Annotated in this window: 17 protein-coding genes; 16 read left to right on the forward strand and 1 reads right to left on the reverse strand. The window is 71.6% G+C overall.

The window, feature by feature from the left end:
- The first annotated feature begins 56 nt into the window (after positions 1-56).
- From hrcA to SACE_RS07300, 12 genes are all read left to right on the forward strand, one after another.
- A complete protein-coding gene (hrcA, locus tag SACE_RS07245; protein WP_009948056.1) occupies positions 57-1,088 on the forward strand; it encodes a heat-inducible transcriptional repressor HrcA in 1,032 nt (343 codons plus the stop codon).
- A gap of 54 nt (positions 1,089-1,142) precedes the next feature.
- A complete protein-coding gene (dnaJ, locus tag SACE_RS07250) occupies positions 1,143-2,312 on the forward strand; it encodes a molecular chaperone DnaJ (RefSeq protein ID WP_009948055.1) in 1,170 nt (389 codons plus the stop codon).
- A 1-nt stretch (position 2,313) separates the two neighbouring features.
- Complete coding sequence (locus SACE_RS07255; protein WP_009948053.1) at positions 2,314-3,051, forward strand: 16S rRNA (uracil(1498)-N(3))-methyltransferase; 738 nt, start codon at positions 2,314-2,316, stop codon at positions 3,049-3,051.
- A gap of 281 nt (positions 3,052-3,332) precedes the next feature.
- Positions 3,333-3,704, forward strand: coding sequence for a histidine triad nucleotide-binding protein (locus SACE_RS07260; protein WP_009948052.1), 372 nt, complete (start codon positions 3,333-3,335; stop codon positions 3,702-3,704).
- Positions 3,705-3,872: 168 nt separating this feature from the next.
- The gene (locus tag SACE_RS07265; protein ID WP_009948050.1) at positions 3,873-4,937 is read left to right on the forward strand and encodes a PhoH family protein; all 1,065 of its coding nucleotides are present in this window, start codon (positions 3,873-3,875) and stop codon (positions 4,935-4,937) included.
- A complete protein-coding gene (gene ybeY, locus SACE_RS07270) occupies positions 4,934-5,485 on the forward strand; it encodes an rRNA maturation RNase YbeY (protein ID WP_009948048.1) in 552 nt (183 codons plus the stop codon). The genes SACE_RS07265 and ybeY overlap by 4 nt, the downstream gene beginning before the upstream one ends.
- Before the next feature lie 84 nt (positions 5,486-5,569).
- On the forward strand, positions 5,570-6,877 hold the full coding sequence (locus SACE_RS07275) for a hemolysin family protein (protein WP_009948047.1): 1,308 nt from the start codon (positions 5,570-5,572) through the stop codon (positions 6,875-6,877).
- 57 nt (positions 6,878-6,934) lie between these two features.
- Positions 6,935-7,300: a cytidine/deoxycytidylate deaminase family protein gene (locus tag SACE_RS07280; RefSeq protein WP_009948046.1), complete on the forward strand. Its 366-nt coding sequence runs from the start codon at positions 6,935-6,937 to the stop codon at positions 7,298-7,300.
- 255 nt (positions 7,301-7,555) lie between these two features.
- Positions 7,556-8,461 (forward strand): GTPase Era, encoded by a 906-nt coding sequence (era, locus tag SACE_RS07285; RefSeq protein ID WP_009948045.1) that lies wholly within the window; start codon positions 7,556-7,558, stop codon positions 8,459-8,461.
- Positions 8,462-8,589: 128 nt separating this feature from the next.
- Positions 8,590-9,015 (forward strand): CD225/dispanin family protein, encoded by a 426-nt coding sequence (locus SACE_RS07290; protein ID WP_009948043.1) that lies wholly within the window; start codon positions 8,590-8,592, stop codon positions 9,013-9,015.
- A 98-nt stretch (positions 9,016-9,113) separates the two neighbouring features.
- Positions 9,114-9,647, forward strand: coding sequence for a CD225/dispanin family protein (locus tag SACE_RS07295; protein WP_009948042.1), 534 nt, complete (start codon positions 9,114-9,116; stop codon positions 9,645-9,647).
- A 7-nt stretch (positions 9,648-9,654) separates the two neighbouring features.
- Positions 9,655-10,098, forward strand: coding sequence for a DUF2752 domain-containing protein (locus tag SACE_RS07300; RefSeq protein ID WP_011873374.1), 444 nt, complete (start codon positions 9,655-9,657; stop codon positions 10,096-10,098).
- Between the two features lie 37 nt (positions 10,099-10,135).
- Here SACE_RS07300 and SACE_RS07305 read toward each other — a convergent pair whose 3' ends face one another.
- Positions 10,136-10,537 carry a DUF4190 domain-containing protein gene (locus tag SACE_RS07305; protein WP_009948040.1) on the reverse strand — a complete coding sequence of 134 codons (402 nt, stop codon included), beginning with the start codon at positions 10,535-10,537 and terminating at the stop codon, positions 10,136-10,138.
- A gap of 207 nt (positions 10,538-10,744) precedes the next feature.
- On the opposite strand from SACE_RS07305, the gene recO reads away from it, so the two are divergent.
- The 4 genes from recO to SACE_RS07325 all read left to right on the forward strand — a co-directional run bounded on the left by recO (position 10,745) and on the right by SACE_RS07325 (position 13,573).
- The gene (gene recO, locus SACE_RS07310; RefSeq protein ID WP_009948039.1) at positions 10,745-11,566 is read left to right on the forward strand and encodes a DNA repair protein RecO; all 822 of its coding nucleotides are present in this window, start codon (positions 10,745-10,747) and stop codon (positions 11,564-11,566) included.
- Positions 11,563-12,168, forward strand: coding sequence for a GNAT family N-acetyltransferase (locus SACE_RS07315; protein ID WP_231849940.1), 606 nt, complete (start codon positions 11,563-11,565; stop codon positions 12,166-12,168). The genes recO and SACE_RS07315 overlap by 4 nt, the downstream gene beginning before the upstream one ends.
- 104 nt (positions 12,169-12,272) lie before the next feature.
- Positions 12,273-13,145, forward strand: coding sequence for an isoprenyl transferase (locus SACE_RS07320; protein ID WP_009948035.1), 873 nt, complete (start codon positions 12,273-12,275; stop codon positions 13,143-13,145).
- Positions 13,142-13,573: a hypothetical protein gene (locus tag SACE_RS07325; RefSeq protein WP_009948034.1), complete on the forward strand. Its 432-nt coding sequence runs from the start codon at positions 13,142-13,144 to the stop codon at positions 13,571-13,573. The genes SACE_RS07320 and SACE_RS07325 overlap by 4 nt, the downstream gene beginning before the upstream one ends.
- Positions 13,574-13,591 lie beyond the last annotated feature (18 nt).

Consider the following 13,591-nt stretch of genomic DNA (forward strand, 5'->3'; position numbering starts at 1 on the left):
CAGGCGGGGCACCGGTGACGGTGCGCGGTGACCGGTGCTCGGCAGGAGGTCAGGAGGTGACGACGGTGAACGCGGACCAGCGCCGCTTCGAGGTGCTGCGTGCGATCGTGGCCGACTACGTGTCCACGAACGAGCCGGTCGGTTCGAAGGCACTCGTCGACCGCCACAACCTCGGTGTGTCGAGCGCCACCGTGCGCAACGACATGGCGACTCTGGAGGAGGAGGGCCTGATCGCCCAGCCGCACACCAGCGCGGGCCGGATCCCGACCGACAAGGGCTACCGGCTCTTCGTGGACCGGCTGCACGAGATCAAGCCGCTCACCGGCGCCGAGCGCAGGGCCATCCAGGCGTTCCTCGACGGTGCGCTCGACCTCGACGACGTGATGCGCCGCAGCGTGCGCCTGCTGGCCCAGCTGACCCAGCAGGTCGCGGTGGTGCAGTACCCGACGCTGACCCGCTCGACGGTCCGCCACGTCGAGGTGGTCCCGATCACCCCGGCCCGGCTGATGCTGGTGCTGATCACCGACACCGGCCGCGTCGACCAGCGGATGGTCGACCTCGGCGACGTCATCGGCGACGACGAGGTCGGGCGCATGCGCACCGTGCTCAACTCGGCCATGGCCGAGAAGCGGCTGGCCGACGCCTCCGCCGCCGTCGCCGAACTGCCCGAGCAGGCACCGTCGGAGCTGCGGGACGCCATGACCAGGGTGTGCAGCGTGCTCATCGAGTCGCTGGTCGAGCACCCCGAGGAACGGATGGTGCTCGGCGGCACGCCGAACCTGACCCGCAACGTGACCGACTTCCCCAACTCGCTGCGCCAGGTCCTCGAAGCGCTCGAGGAGCAGGTCGTGGTGCTCAAGCTGCTGGCCGCGGCGCGCGACTCGCGTACCGTCACGGTGCGCATCGGCATGGAGAACGAGGCCGAGGAGATGCAGACGACCTCGGTGGTGTCCACCGGATACGGTTCGCATGGGATGGTGCTTGGTGGCATGGGCGTGGTCGGCCCCACGCGGATGGACTACCCGGGAACGATGGCGGCGGTGCGCGCCGTTGCAGCATATGTGGGGGAGATCCTGGCCGGCCGGTGACTCGCGGCCGGACTCGCCCGCAACTCGTCGATCGAGCAGAGGAAGACTCAGAAGGTGGCCAGGGACTATTACGGGACCCTCGGGGTGGCCAAGGACGCTACGCCGGAGCAGATCAAGCGGGCTTACCGCAAGCTCGCCAGGGAGTTGCACCCCGACGTCAACCCCGACGACGGCGCGCAGGAGCGCTTCCGCGAGGTGACGACCGCCTACGAGGTGCTGTCGGACCCGAAGAAGCGCCAGATCGTCGACCTCGGCGGCGACCCGCTGTCCAACGGTGGTGGCGGCGGAGCCGGCGGCGGCGACCCGTTCGCCGGTTTCGGCGGGCTCGGCGACATCATGGACGCTTTCTTCGGCGGCGGTGCGGCCGGCGGCGGCCGCGGTCCGCGCAGCCGCGTGCAGCCCGGCTCCGACGCGCTGCTGCGCCTGGAGCTGACGCTGGAGGAGTGCGCCAGCGGCGTCAACCGCGACATCACCGTCGACACGGCGGTGCTGTGCGACTCCTGCGACGGTGGCGGTTCCCGCGCCGGCAGCGCGCCGTCGACCTGCGACACCTGCGGTGGCCGCGGTGAGGTGCAGTCGGTGCAGCGCTCGTTCCTCGGCCAGGTCATGACCTCTCGCCCGTGCCCGGTGTGCCGCGGCTTCGGCGAGGTCATCACCGACCCGTGCCAGCAGTGCAGCGGCGACGGCCGGGTCCGCGCCCGGCGCACGATCACGGTCAAGATCCCGGCCGGTGTCGGCGACGGAATGCGGGTGCGGCTGGCGGGCGAGGGCGAGGTCGGCCCCGGCGGCGGCCCGCCCGGCGACCTGTTCGTCGAGGTCGAGGAGCTGCCGCACGAGCGGTTCACCCGCGACGGCGCCGACCTGCACTGCAACGTCGAGGTCCCGATGACCGCCGCCGCGCTGGGCACCGTGATCAGGCTGCACACGCTCAGCGGCGAGGAGGAGCTGACGGTCGAGCCGGGGACCCAGCCGGGCACCGAGCACGTGCTCACCGGGCACGGGCTGCCGAAGCTGCGGTCCAACGGCCGCGTGAGCGGCCACGGCGACCTGCACGTCCACCTCGACGTGGTGGTGCCGACCAGGCTCGACGAGCAGCAGAGCGAGCTGCTGCGCCAGCTCGCCACCATCCGCGGCGAGGAGCAGCCGGAGCCGACCGTCACCGCCAACGGCAACGGGCAGCGGCACGGGCTGTTCTCCCGGTTCCGCTCCTTCGGGCACCGCTGAGGTGTCGCTGCCGGTCTTCTCCGTCGACGAGGTGCCCGCAGCCGGAAGGACCGCGCTGTCGGGTCCCGAGGGCAGGCACGCGGCGACGGTGCGGCGCATCGGCGTCGGTGAGCAGCTGCTGCTCTCGGACGGCCGTGGCGGCATGGCGCGGTGCTCGGTGACTTCCACCGCGCGGGACTCGCTGGAGCTGGACGTCGAGGAGTCCTGGCTGGTGCCGCGCCCTGCCCTGCGCGTGAGGCTGGCCCAGGCGCTGGTCAAGGGCGACCGCGGCGAGCTGGCCGTGGAGCTGGCGACCGAGGCGGGCGTCGACGGCGTGCTGCCGTGGAAGGCCGCACGCTGCGTCGCCCGCTGGGACGACGGCCCGCGCGGTGCGAAGGCGCTGGGGCGCTGGCGCAGCACGGTGGCGCAGGCCGCCAAGCAGGCCCGGCGGCCGTGGACTCCCGAGGTCGGTGAGCCGGTCACCACCCGGCAGCTGTCGCGGGTGGTGGCCGAGGCCGATGCGGCGGTGGTCCTGCACGAGTCGGCGTCGACCCCGCTGGCGTCGGTGGACCTGCCGGCCGAGGGCGAGCTCGTGCTGGTGGTCGGGCCGGAGGGAGGCGTCGGCGAGGACGAGCTCGCGGTGCTGACCGAGGCGGGTGCTCAGGCGGTGCGGCTGGGGCCGTCGGTGCTGCGGGCGTCGACCGCCGCCGCGGTCGCGTTGGGCGCGCTCGGCGTCCTCACCCACCGTTGGGATGTCTGAGCGGATCGTCAGCTTTTGACAACTTTTTTGCGGTTTCGGAAAAAAGATCACGCAAAACGGTAGCGCGTTCGTGTGACAGAGCGATACTCTCAGTTGCGGTAGGACTGCGGTGCGCAGCTTCGCGGCGTGACGCACGCGGTCCTGGACACCTCGCCGGGCACCTCCCCCCTCGGCCCGGTGAGGGTCGCGCCGCAGCTGGGCAACCCCCAGCCCCAGCTGCGGCGCGGCGTCCCGCGGCGAACCGATCAACTCCTCCGGGCCGGACGGGATAACCTGCGGGCATGAGCGACAGCGACATGGACGACCTGTTCCTCCGCATCATCGCGGGCGAGATCTCCGCCGACGTGGTGCGCGAGACCGACCGCGTCATCGCGATCCGCGACATCAACCCGCAGGCCCCCACGCACGTGCTGGTCGTGCCCAAGACGCGCTACCGCAACGCCGCCGAACTCGCGGCCAAGGACCCCGACCTGCTGGCCGAGGTGGTGCGCGTGGCCGGTGAGGTCGCCGAGAGCGAAGGTATCGCCGAGTCCGGGTACCGGCTGCTGTTCAACACCAACTCCGACGCCGGGCAGACCATCTTCCACGTGCACCTGCACCTGCTGGGCGGCGAGCGGATGGGCGGCCTTACCGGAGGCCCCGCGCACGGCTGAGACCGCCGGGTGGGCCTGCGGCGGCGCCGGAACCGTCCGCACCGCCGCGGGCGCGCGTGCGGTCGACGGTTGTCGGCGCAACCGGACTGCGGATTGCTCTACCATCGGAACCAGCAGACCTGACCAGAACTACTCGCGCGTACGCGCAGAAAGCGGGCCCGAATACACGTGGCCGGAATCGCAGCGGGTGGAGCCGCCGCCCAGTCCGGAGAGCAGCCGACGCAGACCGCCAGCGCGCAGTCCAGGATCACCGTGCCGGACACGGCGGTGCTGGCACTGGTGGGGACCAGGGACGAGAACCTCCGGGTCATCGAGGATCTGCTGACTGCCGATGTCCATGTCCGCGGCAACGAGGTGACGTTGTCCGGCGAGCCCGCGGAGGTCGCCTTCGCCGAGCGGGTGTTCGCCGAACTCATCACGCTGGTGTCCAAGGGCGGCTCGCTCACCCCGGACAGCGTCCGGCGCAGCGTGGCGATGCTCTCGGCCGACCACTCCGAGTCACCCGCCGACGTGCTCAGCCTGGACATCGTCTCCCGGCGCGGACGCACGATCCGCCCCAAGACCCTCAACCAGAAGCGCTACGTCGACTCCATCGACAAGCACACCGTGGTCTTCGGCATCGGCCCCGCCGGTACCGGCAAGACCTACCTGGCGATGGCCAAGGCGGTGCAGGCGCTGCAGGCCAAGCAGGTCAACCGGATCATCCTCACCCGGCCCGCCGTCGAGGCGGGGGAGCGGCTCGGCTACCTGCCGGGCACCCTCTACGAGAAGATCGACCCGTACCTGCGCCCCCTCTACGACGCCCTGCACGACATGGTCGACCCGGAGTCGGTGCCCAAGCTCACCCAGGCGGGCACGATCGAGATCGCCCCGCTGGCCTACATGCGCGGCCGGACGCTCAACGACGCGTTCATCATCCTCGACGAGGCGCAGAACACCACGCCGGAGCAGATGAAGATGTTCCTGACCCGGCTCGGCTTCGGCTCCAAGATCGTGGTCACCGGCGACATCACCCAGATCGACCTGCCCGGGGGTCAGCGCAGCGGCCTGAAGGTCGTCCGCGAGATCCTGGAGGGCGTCGAGGACGTGCACTTCTCCATGCTGGAGAGCCAGGACGTGGTGCGCCACCGCCTGGTCACCGACATCGTCAACGCCTACGACCGCTGGCACGCCCAGAACGAGGCCGAGGAGGCCGGCGGCAGGCGCAACGGCCAGCGACGGGGACGCGCATGAGCATCGAGATCGCCAACGAGTCCGGCGTCGAGGTGCCTGAGCCCTCGATCGTCTCGGTCGCCCGCTTCGCGCTCGACAAGATGAGCGTCAGCCAGCTCGCCGAGCTCTCCATCGTGCTGGTCGAGCTCGACGTCATGTCCGACCTGCACGAGCGCTGGATGGACCTGCCCGGCCCGACCGACGTGATGGCCTTCCCGATGGACGAGTACGACTCGTCCCGGCGCCCGGACTCCGCCGGTGCGGGTCCCGCGCTGCTCGGCGACATCGTGCTCTGCCCGGCGTTCGCAAAGGACCAGGCCCGCAAGGCCGGGCACAGCCTGCTCGACGAGCTGCACCTGCTGACCGTGCACGGTGTCCTGCACCTGCTCGGGTACGACCACGCCGAGCCGGAGGAGGAGCGGGAGATGTTCGGTCTGCAGAACCAGATCCTGGCCGACTTCCGGGCGGCCAAGGCCGCGGCCGAGCGCGAGCAGGCGCAGCGCAGCGCCGACTCCGCGGTCCTCGGCGCGGTCGGCCTGGAGGAGCAGGACGGCCCCGGCACGCACTGAGATGAACTCACCGTGCGTAGCGGTCCAGATGGCGGAACAGGCTCCGAGGCGTTGTCGTGACGGAATTCCACTAGGGCGGTAGTCGTGTTCTCCGGTTCCATCGCGCTGATGGTCTGGGCGGTTCTGCTGGTGCTGGCCGCGGGTGTGTTCGCCGCGTCGGACTCGGCCATCGGCGCCGCGTCGCGGGCGCGGGTCGACGAGCTGGTGCGCGAGGGCAGGGGCGGTGCCAGGCAGCTCGCGCTGGTGCTGGCCGACCGGCCCCGGCACGTGAACCTGCTGCTGCTCCTGCGGCTGGCGTGCGAGATGGGGGCGGCGGTGCTGGTCACCGTCGTCGCGCTGCGCATCGCCAACTCCGACGCGCGCGCCGTCGCGGTCGCGATCCTGATCATGCTCGTGGTGTCCTACGTGCTGATCGGGGTCGGCCCGCGCACCATCGGCCGCCAGCACCCGTACGGGGTGGGCCTGCTGGTGGCGGGCCCGGTGCGGGCGCTGGCCAGGGTGCTCAACCCGCTGACCCGGCTGCTGATCCTGATCGGCAACATGATCACCCCGGGCCGCGGCTTCCGGGAGGGCCCGTTCTCCTCCGAGGTCGAGCTGCGCGAGCTGGTCGACCTCGCAGGCGAGCGCGGCGTGGTCGAGCCGGGCGAGCGCGAGATGATCCACTCGGTGTTCGAGCTCGGCGACACCATCGCCCGCGAGGTGATGGTGCCGCGCACCGAGATCATCTGGATCGAGCGCACCAAGTCGGTCCGCCAGGCGCTGGCGCTGTGCCTGCGGTCGGGCTTCTCGCGAGTGCCGGTGATCGGCGAGAGCGTCGACGACATCGTCGGCGTGGTCACGCTCAAGGACCTGTCCAGGGTGGTCGTCGAGCACGGCGGACCGAACGAGGCCGGGCCCGCGGTCGCCGAGCTGATGCGCCCGGCCAGCTTCGTGCCCGACACCAAGCGCCTCGACGAGCTGCTCAAGGAGATGCAGAAGTCGCGCAGCCACCTGGCCATCGCCGTCGACGAGTACGGAGGCACGGCCGGCCTGCTGACCATCGAGGACATCATCGAGGAGATCGTCGGCGAGATCACCGACGAGTCCGACCTGGAGGAGCACCGGCCGATCGAGCGGATCGACGACGAGACGGTCCGGGTCAGCTCGCGGCTGCCGGTGGAGGACCTCGGCGAGCTGTTCGAGGTCGAGCTCGACGGCTCGGAGGTCGAGACCGTCGGCGGCCTGCTCGCCCAGCGGCTCGGCAGGGTGCCGCTGCCGGGTGCGGAGGCCGAGATCGCCGGGCTGCGGCTGCGCGCCGAGGGAGGCAAGGACCACCGCGGCCGCATCCGCATCAACGCGCTGCTGGTGCGGCGCTCCTACGGCGACCACGCACCGCTGCGCGGCGCCGAGTAGGCACGCCCTGCCTCCGGCACGGGCGATCGGAACGACCCACAGGAAGGACCCCAACCAGTGGCTGAGCACGTCGAGTCGGCTGCCCCGCAGGACATCGACCCCGAGGACGCCAAGATCGTGACGCTGGCCCGCTCGGCGCGCGCCCGCACCGGCGCGGCGGAGGGAGCGGCGGTGCGCGACACCGACGGCCGCACCTACGCCGCGTGCACCGTCGAGCTGCCTTCGCTGCGCCTGACGGCGCTGCAGGTGGCGGTGGCGATGGCGGTCGCCAGCGGCGCGGAGGGCCTGGAGGCCGCGGCGGTCGTGACCGACGCGGACGCCGTCGGCGCGGAGTCGGTCGCGGCGGTCCGCGACGTCGGCGCGAAGGCGCCGGTCCTGCGCGCGGACGCGCGCGGCGACGTCGTCGGCGTCGTGGAGGCCTGACGGGGTTCCAGACGGCCGGGCCGCGGCTGTCCGTCCGGCCCGCGGCGGGATCTGACCGCGGGGCGGCCGAGCCGCGGCTGTCGGTCCGGTCCGAGGCGGGACCCGACCGCAGGGCGGACGGTGGCGCCCGCCCGGTCCGCGGCGGGGCCCCGACCGCAGGAGCGTGCCCACGCGTGGCCGGTCTCGGTCTCCCGCCGCGCGGCCGGTGGCCGCACCCGTGGGCGCCGCCGGCCGCCGGACGGTCACAATGGTGCGGTGACCAGTCTTGACGCGCACCGCTCCGGATTCGCCTGCTTCGTCGGCCGGCCCAACGCCGGCAAGTCCACGCTGACGAACGCCCTCGTCGGCTCGAAGGTGGCGATCACCTCCAGCAAGCCGCAGACGACGCGGCACGCGATCCGGGGCATCGTGCACCGTCCGGACGCCCAGCTGATCATCGTCGACACCCCCGGCCTGCACCGCCCGCGCACGCTGCTCGGCCAGCGGCTCAACGACCTGGTCTACGAGACCTGGTCGGAGGTCGACGTGGTCGGCTTCTGCGTGCCCGCCGACCAGAAGATCGGGCCCGGTGACCGCTACATCGCCGAGCAGCTGGCCAAGGTCGCGAAGCGCACGCCGGTGATCGGCGTCGTCACCAAGACCGACCTGGTCGGCAAGCAGCAGGTCGCCGAGCAGTTGCTCGCCCTGCAGCAGGTGATGGAGTTCGCCGACCTGGTGCCGTGCTCGGCGGTCGACTCCTACCAGATGGACGTGCTCGCCGACCTGCTCGTCGGCCGCCTGCCCGAAGGCCCGCAGCTCTACCCGGACGGGGAGCTGACCGACGAGCCCGAGACCACACTCATCGCCGAGCTGATCCGCGAGGCCGCGCTGGAGGGGGTGCGCGACGAGCTGCCGCACTCGCTGGCGGTCGGCATCGAGGAGATGGTGCCGCGCGAGGGCCGCGACGACCTCATCGACGTGCACGCTGTGATCTACGTCGAGCGGCAGAGCCAGAAGGCGATCGTGATCGGCCGCGGCGGCGAGCGCCTGCGCGCGGTGGGCTCCCAGGCCCGCAAGCACATCCAGGCCCTGTTGGGCAGCAAGATCTACCTCGACCTCCACGTCAAGGTGGCCAAGGACTGGCAGCGCGACCCCAAGCAGCTGCGGCGTCTCGGGTTCTAGCTCCGGTTCGGTGCAGATATCGGGAACCGCACGTGAAAGCGCTTCGTCTCAGGTACGGTTCCGATCCGGCTGTGCTCGAACCCCGGCCGGCCACCGGTCTTTCAACGTGAGAGTCGAAGGAAGCATCAGTGACTACCCCCTACGGCGGTCCGCCGTCCGGACCCAACCCGCAGCAGCCGTACGGCCAGCAGCCCGGCGGCTACAACCCGGCTTCGGGCCCGCAGCCGCAGCAGCCCTACGGACAGCCCGGCTACGGCCAGCCCGCTCCCTACGGACAGCCCGGCTACGGCGCCGCCCCGCCGAACAACAACATCGGCTGGGGCATCGGCTCGATCTTCCTGTGCTGGCCGTTCGCCATCCCGTCGCTCATCAAGGCCACCTCGGTGCAGAACCTCTGGGCCCAGGGGCAGTTCCAGCAGGCGCAGGAAGCCGCTGACGAGGCCAAGAAGTGGGGCAAGATCGGCATCATCGTCGGTGCCTCCGGCTGGGCCCTGCTCATCCTCTTCTACGTCATCGTCTTCGTGGTCGCCCTCGGCGCCGCGAGCAGCTACTAGGAGTACCCCGGTTTCACCGGTCGGCTCGTCGCGCCCTCGCGCGCCCGGGCCGACCGGTTACCGGTCCGCCAGGTTCGTCCTCATCGAAAGAGCACGAGATGACCTCCTCGTCCGATCCCGTCGAACCACCGGCGCAGCCGTCGTCGACACCGTCGGCGGAGCCTTCGCAGACCCCTTCCGCCGAGCCGACGCCATCGGGGGAGTCCCCAGCGCAGTCGGAGGCGCAGGCGCCCGCCTACCTGCCGGAGCCCTACCCCGCGCAGCAGTACGTGCAGGCGCCGTATCCGGCGCAGCAGCCGTATCCGCCGCAGCCGCCCTACCCGGTGCCGCCCCACGGGATGCCCGGTTACGGGCCGGTGCCGATCGTCAACAACCTCGGCTGGGCGATCGGCGGTCTGCTGACCTGCTGGCCGTTCGGCATCCCGGCGCTCATCAAGGCGCTGGAGGTGAACACCCTCTGGGCGCGCGGGCTCTACCAGCAGGCCGAGTTCAGCGCCGCCGAGGCCAAGAAGTGGGGCAAGATCGGCGTCATCGTCGGAGCCGGCCTGCTGGGCGCCTACCTGCTCTTCATCATCGTCTACTTCGTCGTCATCATCGGCGTGATCGGCGTCGGCGTCAGTGGCGGCTTGTGAGGCACCGATGACGGACGCGGCGGGCCACGCGCCGCGGCCAGGTGGCTTGCGGTCGCTGCTGTTCCCGGCGGCGACGGCGCTGGCGGGGTGCGCGGCCGCCGCGGTCGTCTGGTTCGCCGACCCGACCTCCGACGCCGGGTTCCCGTTGCCGCCCTGCCCCGTCAAGTTGCTGTTCGGCCTGGACTGCCCCGGGTGCGGCGCGACCAGGATGGTCTACAGCCTGCTGCACGGTGACGTGCTCTCCGCGCTGCACTACAACGCGGTGGCCTTGGCGTTCATCCCGTTCTTCCTGTGGACCTGGGGAGCGTGGGTGCTGGGCCGGTGGCGGGGACGCAGGGTCATCACCTGGGAGCACTGGCGCTGGTCGCCGCTGGTGGCGCTGATCGTCATCGCCGTGTGGTCGGTGGTGCGCAACCTGCCGTTCCCGCCCTTCGAATGGCTGTACGTCTGAGCCGGTACCACCAGGGCGACACCGGCTCAGAGCCGACTCAGTCGAACTCCTCCTGGATTTCCGGGCCGAGCACGCCGGAGGCGGCCAGGATCACGAAGGTGATCAGCAGCACCCAGAGCCCGAAGGTGATCCAGCCGACGATGATCCCGGTGATGGCCATGCCGCCGCCGAGGTTCTGCTGCGGATCCCTCTTGATCTTGCCGTGGGCGACGTGCCCGAGGATGGCGCCGACCGGCCCCATGAGGATCGCGCCGTAGCAGCTGATGACCCCGACCAGCGACACCACCATCGAAGCGATCGCGAGGCCGTTGTACCGGGGCATCAGGTACGGCTGCGGATATCCGGGCTGGTAGTAGGGGTTCTGCGCGTACCCCGGCTGCGGATAGGGCTGCGGATATCCGGGCTGGTCCTGTGGCTGCGGGTCCTGGGGGTAGGTCATCGGGGTCCTCTCGGGGGCACTTCGAGGCAGCGTGCGTCGGCGGTTGGACGAATGCGAGCCGCTGTCAGATCCCTTGGATTCTGCTGCATGGCGGTCCCCGCATGTGCGCCAAGACCGAATTGAGACCGCGCATACCCCGGAAGGCCGCCGCCGCAGGTCCGGCGCCTTGCCTCCCGTCAACGCCCGAAGAGGTGAGACGATGCGCAGGTGAGCCTCTACCGGGATTCCGCGGTCGTGCTGCGGGTGCAGAAGCTGGGTGAGGCCGACCGGATCATCACGCTGCTGACCAGGCGCTACGGCAAGGTGCGCGCCGTCGCCAAGGGCGTGCGCCGGACGACCTCGCGCTTCGGTGCGCGCGTGGAGCCGTTCTGCCACATCGACGTGCAGCTCTACACCGGCCGCACCCTCGACGTCATCACCCAGGTGCAGACGCTGGACGCCTTCGGCGCGCACATCGTCGACGACTACCAGCGCTACACCTCGGCGTGCGCGGTGCTGGAGACCGTCGACCGGCTCGCCGCCGAGGAGGGCGAGCCCGTCCTGCGGCTCTACCTGCTGGCCACCGGCGCCCTGCGGGCGCTGGCCGGCCGGGAGCGGGACTCGTCGCTGGTGCTCGACGCCTTCCTGCTGCGGGCGATGTCCTTCGCGGGCTGGGCCCCGGCGCTGGACGAGTGCGCCCGGTGCAACGCGCGGGGCCCGCACGCCGCCTTCAACGTCGCCGCGGGCGGCGCGGTCTGCGCGGAGTGCAGGCCTGCCGGATCGGTGCGCCCGTCGGCGGCGACGCTGCCGCTGCTGGAGGCGCTGCTGCACGGTGACTGGGCGGTGGCCGAGGCGGCCACCACACCGGTTCGGCGGGAGGGCAGCGGCCTGATCGCCGCGCACCTGCAGTGGCACATGGAACGCCAGCTCCGCTCGCTGCCGCTGGTCGAGCGGTCGGAGTGGAAGGTGCCCGAGATCATCCGCGAGCGCGCCGCGGAGCTGGGAGCGACCCAGGACCCGGTGGCATCGCCTGCCGGGGAGGACGGTTGATCGTCCGGAGCTGGCGACCGGGTGATGCCGAAGCAGTGCACCGGATCTGCGTCCAGACCGGCGACGCGGGCGAACCGGTGCACCCGATCCTGGACGACCCGGACCTGGTGGCTTACGTCTTCGCCGATCCGTACCTGCTGCTGCAGCCCGAGCTGGCGTTCGTGGCCGAGTCCGGAGGCGCGGTGCTGGGCTACGTGGTCGCCGCGCTGCACACCGAGGAGTTCTACGCCCGGTGGCAGTTCGAGTGGGCGCCCAGGTTCGCCGCGACGCATCCGGCGAGCCGCCGGGTCGACGCGGGCAGCGCCGACAGCCAGCTCCGGGCATTCCTGCACCGGCCCCGGCTGATGCTGCCGCCGCACCTGGACCGCTACCCCTCCCACCTGCACATCAACCTGCTCCCCGGCGCCCGGAGGCGGGGCGCGGGCAAGCAGCTGATGCACGCGCTGTTCCGCCAGCTGGCCCGCGCGGGCTCGCCCGGCGTACAGCTCGGGGTGCGGGTCAGCAACACCAGGGCCCAGGCTTTCTACCGGGCGACCGGCATGAGCAGGCTCGCCTCCGACGACCGCGCGGAGGTCCGCTTCGGGCTACCACTGAACGGCTGAACCGGAGCCGTCCGGGACAATGTCGGACCGGTAGGACCCAGTCCGGCACACCGCAACCCCGCCTCGCCCGCGGAGAGGGCGAGGCGACGAAGGAGAACGAACACATGCTGCGACGCCGTGGCCGAGGCAAGGACGACCCGAGCGTGCGGCCGCCGGATCCGCACCCGTCGGGGGCGCGTCCGCCCGCGCTGCCGCCGGAGCTCGTGCCCCAGCACGTCGCCATCGTCATGGACGGCAACGGGCGCTGGGCCAACGAGCGCGGGCTGCCCCGGATCGAGGGCCACAAGCGCGGCGAGGCGGTGGTGCTGGAGCTGGCGCGCGGCGCGATCGAGATCGGCGTGAAGTGGCTCTCGCTCTACGCCTTCTCCACCGAGAACTGGAAGCGCAGCCCGGAGGAGGTGCGCTTCCTGATGGGCTTCAACCGCGACGTCATCGCCCGCCGCGTCGACGAGCTCGACGGGCTCGGCGTCCGGGTGCGCTGGGCTGGCCGCAAGCCCAAGCTGTGGCGCAGCGTGGTCAAGCAGCTCCAGGACGCCGAGGTCCGCACGCGGAACAACGAGGTCATGAACCTGACCATGTGCGTGAACTACGGTGGACGCGCCGAGGTCGGTGACGCTGCCCGGGAGATCGCAAGGCTCGCCGCCCAGGGCAAGATCAACCCGGAGAAGGTGGACGAGCAGACGGTGGCCAAGTACCTGTACCAGCCGGAGATGCCCGACGTCGACCTGTTCATCCGGCCGTCGGGGGAGCAGCGGACGTCGAACTTCCTGCTCTGGCAGTCCGCCTACGCCGAGCTGGTCTTCCAGGACACGCTGTTCCCCGACGTCGACCGGACGCACCTGTGGCGCGCCTGCGAGCAGTACGCGCGGCGGGACCGGCGCTTCGGCGGCGCGATCGACCGCGCCGCGCAGGGGGCCGGTGAAGGGGCGGAGGACACCCCGCCCACGACCGAGACCGCCCAGGAGGGCACCCGATGACCCAGGAGGCCGCCACCACCGCGGAGCTGATGACCGCGGCCAAGGAGGCGCTGGAGACCTACCACGACGTCCAAGTCGACGACGACGGCGCGCTGACCTTCCGGCACGCCGAGGTGCCGTGCGCGGTGCAGGCGATGCAGCTCGCCGAGGGGCTGACCGTGCTGAGCCTGACCTGCGTGGTGGCCTGGGACCTGCCGCACAGCGACCAGCTCGCCCAGTCCGCGGCCGAACGCGCCGGGCAGGGCCTGTTCGGCACGCTGGGCGTGGTCCGCACCGAGCGCGGGATGGACGTCACCCTGCGCTACGCGTTCCCCGCGCAGGGCATGGACCCGACGCCGCTCGGCACGCTGCTGATGCTCGTCGTCTCGACCGCTTCGCAGCTCCGCGGTGAGCTGCTGGCAGAGACCGAGGGGCCCGCAGCCAAGTAGCGAGGGGAGAGCCGCCGG

It is taken from the genome of Saccharopolyspora erythraea NRRL 2338, assembly GCF_000062885.1.
GTDB classification, from domain to species: domain Bacteria; phylum Actinomycetota; class Actinomycetes; order Mycobacteriales; family Pseudonocardiaceae; genus Saccharopolyspora_D; species Saccharopolyspora_D erythraea.